This is a genomic window from Oleiphilus sp. HI0079, from assembly GCF_001635105.1.
In genome coordinates, this window is the sequence record NZ_LWFT01000678.1 from 1 (window position 1) to 1144 (window position 1144).

The following is a 1144-nucleotide window of genomic DNA, read 5'->3' on the forward strand; positions in this document are numbered from 1 at the left end:
CATTCACGCAGGGAATAACAAAACGGACATTTGGAGACTTATTTTTAATCTGTTCGGCAGCACCAAAAAAGGACTCCGCTATACGTGAAATTTCGCCCGCCCTGCTACCCGGCAAAATCGCAACGATCGGCCCGGCTTCTGTGAGACCTAAATTGGCTCTAGCCTTGCTTCGATCGGAGGAGATTGGAATTAAATCAGCCAACGGATGACCGACGAACCGAACCGAGACCCGGTGTTGCTTATAAAACTTGGCCTCAAAGGGGAAGAGCGTGAGCATAAGGTCAACGGCGCGCGCAATCTTAAACACGCGCTTTTGACGCCAGGCCCAAACAGACGGACTGACATAATGTGCCGTTTTTATCCCGGCCTGGCGCAACTGTAATTCAAGACCGATATTAAAGTCAGGCGCATCAATACCTATAAACACGTCTGGCCGCTTCTCAACAAAGTGGCGTTTAAGGGCGCGCCGTATTCCAATCAACTCAAAAATACGCCCCAAAACCTCAAACAACCCCATCACCGAGAGGCGCTCCATGGGAAACAAGGTCTCAAATCCTTGCTCCAGCATCAAGGGGCCGCCTATACCACTAAAAGTAGCATTTGGGTGTCGCTTTAAGATCTCAGACATTAATCCCGAGCCGAGAATGTCCCCTGACACCTCTCCAACAACAATACCGATATGAATCGGTCGATAATCCACTTCAGATACAGCGTCGACAGGCATAGACTAACGCATCAACCCGCGATCAGATCGCTCGATGCTAGCGACAAAGGTCCGAATGACACCATCGACATCATCCATCGCCTTTAATTCGAGCATTGCATCATCTAGCTTAAGCCCTTTGCGATAAAGAGTGCGATAAGCCGATTTGAGAGCGCGTAACGACTCAGGAGAAAAACCTCTTCGCTTAAGCCCCTCACTGTTCAGACCGTACGCAGATGCGGACTGCCCGCTGGCCATGACAAAAGCGGGAATATCACGCAAAACGATACTCCCACCTGCGCTCATTGCATGAGCGCCCACTTTACAAAACTGGTGTACCATCGTTCCGCCACCGAGGATGACAAAATCATCAACATACACATGTCCAGCGACGGTCGCAGTATTTGCAAAGATGCAATGACTACCAATACGGCAATCATG

At 49.8% G+C, this 1144-nt stretch carries 1 protein-coding gene and 1 pseudogene; both read right to left on the reverse strand.

The genetic code is table 11. The features are described 5' to 3' along the window. Positions 1 to 724, reverse strand: a 724-nt coding sequence (gene lpxB, locus A3750_RS12375) for a lipid-A-disaccharide synthase (RefSeq protein ID WP_068548317.1), incomplete at its 3' end; no start/stop codon positions are given. Positions 725 to 727: 3 nt separating this feature from the next. Then, a pseudogene (locus A3750_RS12380) lies at positions 728 to 1144 on the reverse strand (acyl-[acyl-carrier-protein]--UDP-N-acetylglucosamine O-acyltransferase); the annotation flags it as partial.